This is a genomic window from Streptomyces sp. NPDC058307, from assembly GCF_042880295.1.
In the GTDB taxonomy this organism is placed as follows: Bacteria; Actinomycetota; Actinomycetes; order Streptomycetales; family Streptomycetaceae; genus Streptomyces.
In genome coordinates this window covers 135478-143284 of record NZ_JBHVYZ010000001.1, presented here as the reverse complement: position 1 = coordinate 143284, position 7807 = coordinate 135478, and the positions used below count along the sequence as shown (strand labels likewise).

The following is a 7807-nucleotide window of genomic DNA, read 5'->3' as shown; positions in this document are numbered from 1 at the left end:
GCCCGCCCGCGGGGCCCGGGGGGGGGGGGGGGGGGGAGCCGGGGGGCGGGCCCGCGCCCCGCCCGGCGGGGGCCAGGGGGTGGGTCGCCCCCGCGCGGGGTCGCCCGGCCCCGCGCCCCCCCCGGCTCACCGCACGTCGCTCAGCCGGCGTCGCTGAGCTGCTTCAGGCTGGTGCGCAGGTGCTCCCAGCTGCGGTCCCGCTTGCTGCCGCGGTTGCGGGCGTTCACCAGCGCCTTCCAGAAGGGCGCCTCGATCAGCGTCTCCGGCTTGATCGCCACGGTCCGCTCCAGGACCGTCTCGGGCACCTTCTGCGGGTCGGGAACCACGAACTCCGCGATGATCTCGTCGTACTTGTCCTTCAGCACCGTGCTGGTCGGGTCCGCGCCGAAGACCACGAGCTGCCCGGTGGGCTCGGTGTCGACCAGGACCGTCACCAGGTCGGGCCGGTAGCGGTTCAGGACCTCGATGACCTTGTAGACGTCACCGGTCCAGGCGTTGGTGTGCCGGTCGCGGGCCGCCTCGTCCACGTTGCGCGGCAGCATGTCGTCGAAGACGATCACGCTGGCCCAGTCCGAGTACTTCTCGACGTTGATGAAGTCGCGCAGCGCGTACTCGAACAGGTGCATGCCGTCGATGAACGCCAGGTCGAGCGTGACGTCCTTCCAGTAGCCGAACGGGCTGCGGTTGCGGATGATGTTGCGCAGCGGGTGGCGGCCGCCCTTGAGGTGCTGCAGCGGGTTCTCCCGCGCGAAGAAGTCGTCGCTGGTGGCCTTCGCCAGATGGACGTCGCAGCGGATCTCCGAGACCACCTTGAACGCCGGGTCGATCGCGATGCTCGGTACCCGGGAGAACGTCAGGCTGCGGCCGTCATTGACGCCGATCTCCAGGTAGTTGCGGTTCGCGCTGGCTTGGTGGAGCCCCCGCAGGAACTCGTGACGTTTCACTGGGAAATCTCCTTGCGGATGTGTGACAGTGCTTCGTGCAGGGCGGACCGCCGGTCCCGGTGCGAGGCCGGCGCGACCTGCGTCCACCGGTCGCGCCCTGGGGCGCTGTGGGCGGGGCGTGGTGCGGGCCCGTTGCAGGCCCCGCTGCTGGTGGGGCCGTCCCGGTCCGGGTCGGCCGAGGTGCCGGAACATTCAACCGGTTCCGTGGAACATACCTGCTGTGAGCTCCCCATGACAGGACTTCGCGCCGAGGAGCATGATCCTGAGGGAAAAGGCGTGCAAAGTACGGAAAGACGGAGGGTGGCACTCCGGGTGAGGACGGCGGTACCGGGCCCGTCGGCGCAGCGGCGGTCGGCGGCGAGGAGGCTCATGAAAAGGTCTGCGCCTTGCCGTGCCGCAGGGCGTGGAGGGCGGTGATGATCTCCGCGGGAATGCTCTCCTCCGCCGGGAAATTCTCCAACTCGCCCCGCCCGGACGGCTCGACGGCCCGTACGGCGCCATGGACGACCGGCGTGAACAAATCCTCGCCGACGATCGCTCGGACCCGGTGGGTCTCCGAGGCGGCGATGGATTGCGGGCCGTCGGGCAGGACGGCTCGGTGGGCGACGGGCACCGGTTGTTCGGGCGGCGTGTGTGTGATCGGCCGCGACCGGGGACCGGCCCCGCCGGACAGCACGAGAGCCTTCATCTGCGTCACCCTAGCCCGGATCCGGAGGGACCGGTCATGGCAGGGGGGTCTTGCGAGGGCTCGGAGCGGACGCTCAGTCCTCGCCGCGGAAGATGTTGCCCTCTCCCGTGTGCGCCGTGGTGGGTCCGACCCGGTCCTCGACCGCGGGCAGGCAGGTCCGGAGCTCTCCCTTGCTCTGCAGGCGGCGGGCCCTTGACCAGCCCGTCTCGGGCCGGCGTGCGACGGATTTCTCAACGGTCTGCGGGGTCACGGCGGTTCACCGTCCTTCCATGGTGCTCTCCGGGTCCCCCGGGGGGCGCGGGACAAACGGACCGGGAGGCCCGTCAGCCCCTCGCCCCGCACACACTTTCGCCGAGGATCCGAGACGAGCGCACTTGACGGCAGGCCCAACCAGCCCGCTGGGCTCAGGTGTTGGGCCGTGCCACGCTGATGTCGCCGAGGGCCGATCCGGGATCGCGTTCCATGGCCGTGTCGCCGAGGGAGACGATGCCGACGGCGTGGCCGTGGTCGACGACCGGGATCCGGCGCACGGCGTGCTCACGCATGAGCTCGATCGCGTGGTCCAGGTCGTCCTCGGGCGTGACGGTCACCAGGTCGTCGCTGCACGCGTCGGCCACGGTGGCCTGTTCCGGGTCGCCGCCCTCGGCGAGGGAGCGCACGACGAGGTCGCGGTCGGTCACCAGACCGCGCAGTTCGTCGCCGTCGGTGACCAGGACGGCGCCGAGGTCCTGGTCGCGCATGATCCTGGCGACGGCCGTCACGGAGGTCTGCGGTTCCACGGTGACCGGGGCGCTGGTCATGATGTCGCTGACGTGCTGAGTCATGACGTACCTCTCTGCTGCGGGGATGGTCCGCCCCGGGTACCCCTCCTCAGGCGTCCAGTGCGATTTCGCTCCACACCTGTTTGCCGCCGCTGACGGGGACGCTGCCCCAGGCCGCCGACACCGCCTCGACGAGGAGGATGCCGCGTCCTCCGGTGGCCTCCCAGCCGATGTTGGTGGGTTTGGCGGGGGTCCGGGGCGAGGTGTCGGAGACGGAGACGCGCAGCCGTCTGCCGACGAGGGTGAGGTCGAGGCGGACCTGGCCGCCGGTGTGCACGAGGGCGTTGGTGACGAGCTCGGAGACGACCAGCAGGGCGGTGTCCATGGCATCCTCGGAGACGCCCCACACGCGCAGGGTGCGCCGGGTGAAGCGGCGGGCGTGCCGGGCGGCCTCGGGGACCCGCCAGACGGTCCAGCCCTCCCGGAGCGGGCGGGTGGCCATGCCGTCGTAGCGCAGCAGGAGCAGGGCGACGTCGTCGCTGCGGCGGGCGCCGCCGAGCAGGGCGTCGGCGACGAGGCCGAGGTGGGCCGGGTCGGAGACGGCCAGCCCGTGGGCGAAGTGGGCCATGCCCTCGTCGATGTCGGCCTCGGTGGACTCCACGAGTCCGTCGGTGGTCAGGGCGATCAGGGTGCCGGGCCGCAGCCGCAGCGGGCTCATCGGGAAGTCGGCCTGGGCCACCACGCCGAGCGGGGGGCCGCCGTCGGACTCGACGATCTCCGTGGTGCCGTCCGGGTGGCGCAGCACCGGCGGCAGGTGGCCGGCACGTACGCACCAGGCGGTGCCCTCCTCCATGTCGATGTCCACATAGGTGCAGGTGACGAAGAGGTCGGTCTCCAGGTCCATGAGGAGCCGGTTGGCGTGGGCGACGACGACGTCAGGGGGGTGGCCCTCGACGGCGTAGGCGCGCAGCGCGGTGCGCATCTGGCCCATGAGGGTCGCGGCGGCGGCGCTGTGTCCCTGGACGTCGCCGATGACCAGGCCGACCCGGTGGTCGGGCAGCGGGATCACGTCGTACCAGTCGCCGCCGAGCTCCAGGCCCGCGGTGCTGGGCAGATAGCGGGCGACGGCGACCGCGCCGGGCAGTTTGGGCAGTCGGCGGGGCAGCAGCTGGCGCTGCAGCATGCCGACGAGTTCGTGCTCGGCGTCGAGGGCGTGGGCGCGCATCAGGGCCTGTCCCGCGAGGCCGGCGGAGGCGGTGAGCAGGGCGCGTTCGTCGGGGTCGAAGTGGTGCGGGGTGTCCCAGCCGATGAGGCAGGCGCCGGCCATGCGGCCCGCGGCGGGCAGCGGCAGGACGGCGAGGCCGCCGGGGCCGACGTCGGCGAGGGCGGGTTCGAGGACGGTCCCGGCGGGCCAGATCTGGGCGCGGCCCTCGCGCAGGGCGGTGGCCAGGGTGGGCATGGCCCGTACGGGTGCCTCGGGCCACTCGCTGCGCCACTCCAGGCGCCACAGCTCGGGCCAGGACTCCGGTTCGGGCGGGTCGAGGACGGTGACGACGAGCCGGTCGTTCTCCAGCTCGGCGAGGGCGATGCGGTCGGCCCTGAGCGGGGCGCGGAGGGCGGAGACGACGGCCTGGCTGACGTCGCGGACGGTGCCGGCCATGGAGAGGGCGGCGGCCAGGCGCTGGACGCGGGCCACGTCGGTGACGTCGGAGCGCAGGGTGGAGGCGTCGGCGACGGTGCCCACGAGCCGGGCGGGACGGCCCTCGCCGCCGGCCAGCATGCGGCCGCGCAGCCTGAGCCACTTGGGCGGCCCGGTGGGCTGGAGGATGCGGAACTCCAGTTCGCGGTCGCCGATGGACATGTGACCGGCCTCGAACAGGGACATCAGCGAGGGCAGGTCCTCCGGGACGGTCATGCCGAGCAGGGTCTCGATCTTGCCGTCGAAGGCGGCCCGGCTCATGCCGAACAGCTCCAGGAGCCCGTCGCCGACCTCGACCCGGCCGGTGTCCATGTCGAGGCTGAACGCGTGGGAGCCCAGTTCCGCGCCCTCCGGGGCGGCCACGGGCAGGGGGCAGACGATCGCGTCGGCGATCAGTTCGAGGCACTTGCGGTCCTCGTCGTCGAAACCGTGCGGGTCCTCGCCGACGGCGACGAGACAGGCCTTTCCGTCGTCGCCGTGTGCGGGCAGCACGGCCAGGTGGAAGTCGCGCCGGGCCACCCTGCGGGACTCCGCGCAGGCGGCGAGCTCCTCCGGGCCGAGGAAGAGGGGCCGGCCCGAGCGGTGCGCGTCGGCGGGTGGGGAGCCGCCGGAGCCGGGATAGCTGTCGCGCAGCCCGTAGACCGTCCGGGGGACACCGGCCGACTCGACGAGGTACAGCACGTCCCCGTCCGCACCGGGCGTGTACACGGCGGCGAGCGTCGCCCCGGCGAAGACGAGCGCCTGTTCGAGGACGCGGCGCAGCCTTTCCGGGGATTCGGGACCGTCCGTGATCGACGTCAGGGCATTTTCGGCACGCAACGCTCTCGTTCTGCGGCCCGCAGCGCCCTCACTCACCACTTCGCCATTACAGCGCTAATACGGCACCTGCGCAGCCCCTGTGGGCGTTCGGTGGAGCGACCGCGGCGGCTGTGCTCGAAACCCTTCGAACACTTCTTGACGCATGCGTTTCGCACGGTGGTCTCGTGACAGCCGTGACTGTCCGTGGCCACCGCCCCGCTGGAAGGCTCTGTGGTGGGCCAAGGAGGGGGACGCATGGACAAGCGCTACGAGGTGTACGCGCTCGCCGACAGACACTTCTACGAGACGCCCGACCGGATCTCGGCCGGCGAGGCGCCCGTCTACGAGACGGCGCGCCGCGAGGTGCCGGACGGCTGGGACGCGGCACGCATCGGCGACTGGCTGACGCTCACGCCGCTCGGCCCGGACGGGAAGCCGGCGCCGGGCCCGTCGCAGGGCTGGAAGATCCACGCCTCGGCCACCCGGGCGAACGCCGAGCGGATCGCGGCGATCGTGTGGGACTACTGCGTGCCCCGGCGCATCGCGTTCAAGTTCGTGCCGGGCCCGCATCTGCTGCACCTGCGCAACACCAAGTACGCGGCCCGCGACACCAGCGGCAAGTTCGTCACGATCTACCCGGCCGACGAGGAGCAGCTGCACGACGTGCTCCGTGAGCTGGGCAAGCTCCTGGAGGGCTTCGAGGGGCCGTACATCCTCACCGACCTGCGCTGGCACGAGGGTCCGCTCTACGTCCGCTACGGCGCGTTCGCGCGCACCTTCGTCGTCGACGACCGGGGCTCACTGGTGCCGGCGGTGCAGGACGGCGAGGGCACGCTGGTGCCGGACCGGCGGGAGCCGTCCTTCCAGGTGCCCGAGTGGGTGACGCTGCCCGCCTTCCTGGAGCCGCATCTGGAGGCGCGCAACACCACGACGGTCGGCGAGCTGCCGTACAAGATCGAGAAGGCGCTGCACTTCTCCAACGGCGGCGGGGTCTACACGGGCACCGACACCCGCGACGGGCGCAAGGTCGTCCTGAAGGAGGGCCGGCCGCACGCGGGCCTGGCCGCCGACGGGGCGGACGCGATCTCCCGCCTGGAGCGGGAGAAGGACGCCCTGGAACAGGTGGCGGGTACGGGTGTGGTACCCGAGGTGCGGGACTGGTTCACCCTCGGCGACCACCGGTTCCTCGTCATGGACTTCCTGGAGGGGCGCCCGCTGAACTCGTTCTTCGCCGAGCGGCATCCGCTGCTCACCCCGGACCCCGATCCGAAGGCCGTCGCCGACTACACGGCGTGGGCGGTGCGGATCCACGGGGCGGTGGAGCGGGCGGTTCAGGCGGTGCACGCGCGCGGGATCGTCTTCAACGACCTGCACGTCTTCAACATCATGGTCGGCCCCGACGAGGAGTCGGTCTCCCTGCTCGACTTCGAGGCGGCGGCGCCGGTCGAGGAGAACGGCCGCCAGGTCGTCGCCCACCCCGGCTTCTTCGCCCCGCCGGACCGCAAGGGCATCGACGTCGACCGCTACGCCCTGGCCTGCCTCAGGATCGCCCTGTTCCTGCCGGTGACCACCCTGTTCGTGGTGGACCGGGGCAAGGCGGCCCATCTGGCCGAGGTGATCCTGCGTCAGTTCCCGGACGTGCCGAAGGAGTTCCTCGACGAGGCGGTCGCGGAGATCACCCGGGACACCGGCGGCGAGCACACGGCCGTCCGTGTCGAGGCCACGCCGTCCTTCGTCGAACCGGGCGACTGGCCGCACAGCCGCGACTCCATGGTGAAGGCGCTCCTCGCGTCGGCCACCCCGGAGCGCGAGGACCGGCTCTTCCCCGGCGACATCACGCAGTTCAACGACGGCGGCGGCCTCGGGCTCGCGCACGGCGCGGCCGGGGTGCTGTACGCGCTGGACGCGGTCGGCGCGGAGCGGTACGAGGAGGGCGAGCGCTGGCTCCTGGCCCGCACCGCACCCCCGCCGACGGGCACCCCGCTCGGGCTCTACGACGGTCTCGCGGGCGTGGCCCATGTCCTGGACCGGCTCGGCCACCGGCAGCGCGCCCTCGACCTGGTCGAGCGCGTCCTCGCGGAACGCTGGCAGAACCTCTCCGCCGACCTGCACGGCGGCCTGGCCGGGCTCGGCCTGGTCCTCGGCGAACTGGCCCGCACCACGGGCGAGTCGGAGCTCGGGGAGCGTGCCGCCGAGGCCGCCGACGTCCTCGTACGACGACTCGCGCAGCCCCTCGCGGAGACCCCCAGGCGGCGCCGGGCCGGGCTGCTGAAGGGGTGGACCGGGCCCGCGCTGTTCCTGCTGCGGCAGTACCAACACACCCGTGAGCCCCTGCTGTTGAGGGCGGCCGAGGTGGCGTTGCGCAGGGACCTGGAGTGCTGCGTGACGCATCCGGGCGGCTCGCTGGAGGTCGACGAGGGCTGGCGGACGCTGCCCTATCTCGGCGAGGGAAGCGCCGGCATCGGGATGGTCCTGGACGACTACCTCGCCCAAGGGGCCGACACCGAGGGCGAGTTCGAGCGGGCGCGGGCCGGGGTGCTGACCGCCGCCACCAGCCGCTTCTACGTCCAGCCCGGTCTCTTCCAGGGCCGTGCCGGGATGATCCTGCACCTCGCGCGCACGGACACCCCCGGCGCGACCCGCGAGCGGCTCGCCGAACAGATCGACGGGCTCGGCTGGTTCTCGATGGACTACCAGGGCCAACTGGCCTTCCCCGGCCACCAGATGATGCGGCTGTCGATGGACCTGGGCACCGGAACGGCAGGGTGCCTGCTCGCGCTCGGCGCGGCCCACGCGGCCCCCGGCGACCCGGCCACCGCACACCTGCCGTTCCTGCCGCCGCTCGGGCGGCCCACAGAACGCGGTTCCGCGATGTGACGGAGCCGTGAACCCAACCCCGTCCCCACGGGTGGACGAC

The 7807-nt window shown here is 72.5% G+C and carries 5 protein-coding genes and 1 pseudogene; 1 reads left to right on the top strand and 5 read right to left on the bottom strand.

What is annotated here, in order from left to right:
- Nucleotides 1-140 precede the first annotated feature (140 nt).
- From ACFVYN_RS00640 to ACFVYN_RS00620, 5 genes and pseudogenes are all read right to left on the bottom strand, one after another.
- Nucleotides 141-944 carry a class I SAM-dependent methyltransferase gene (locus ACFVYN_RS00640; RefSeq protein WP_389990546.1) on the bottom strand — a complete coding sequence of 268 codons (804 nt, stop codon included), beginning with the start codon at nucleotides 942-944 and terminating at the stop codon, nucleotides 141-143.
- 523 nt (nucleotides 945-1467) lie between these two features.
- Nucleotides 1468-1632, bottom strand: a pseudogene (locus tag ACFVYN_RS00635) (glucose-1-phosphate thymidylyltransferase); the annotation flags it as partial.
- A gap of 73 nt (nucleotides 1633-1705) precedes the next feature.
- Complete coding sequence (locus ACFVYN_RS00630) at nucleotides 1706-1882, bottom strand: hypothetical protein (protein ID WP_389990544.1); 177 nt, start codon at nucleotides 1880-1882, stop codon at nucleotides 1706-1708.
- 154 nt (nucleotides 1883-2036) lie between these two features.
- A complete protein-coding gene (locus ACFVYN_RS00625) occupies nucleotides 2037-2456 on the bottom strand; it encodes a CBS domain-containing protein (RefSeq protein WP_389990542.1) in 420 nt (139 codons plus the stop codon).
- A 46-nt stretch (nucleotides 2457-2502) separates the two neighbouring features.
- Nucleotides 2503-4950 (bottom strand): SpoIIE family protein phosphatase, encoded by a 2448-nt coding sequence (locus ACFVYN_RS00620; protein ID WP_389990540.1) that lies wholly within the window; start codon nucleotides 4948-4950, stop codon nucleotides 2503-2505.
- Between the two features lie 195 nt (nucleotides 4951-5145).
- Here ACFVYN_RS00620 and lanKC point away from each other — a divergent pair, with 195 nt between their 5' ends.
- On the top strand, nucleotides 5146-7767 hold the full coding sequence (lanKC, locus tag ACFVYN_RS00615) for a class III lanthionine synthetase LanKC (protein ID WP_389990538.1): 2622 nt from the start codon (nucleotides 5146-5148) through the stop codon (nucleotides 7765-7767).
- The last annotated feature ends 40 nt before the right edge of the window (nucleotides 7768-7807 follow it).

What these genes read in the sequence shown, in the direction of transcription:
- ACFVYN_RS00625 (WP_389990542.1), bottom strand. Translation starts at nt 2,456, where the DNA reads ATGACTCAGCACGTCAGCGACATCATGACCAGCGCCCCGGTCACCGTG.
- lanKC (WP_389990538.1), top strand. Translation starts at nt 5,146, where the DNA reads ATGGACAAGCGCTACGAGGTGTACGCGCTCGCCGACAGACACTTCTAC.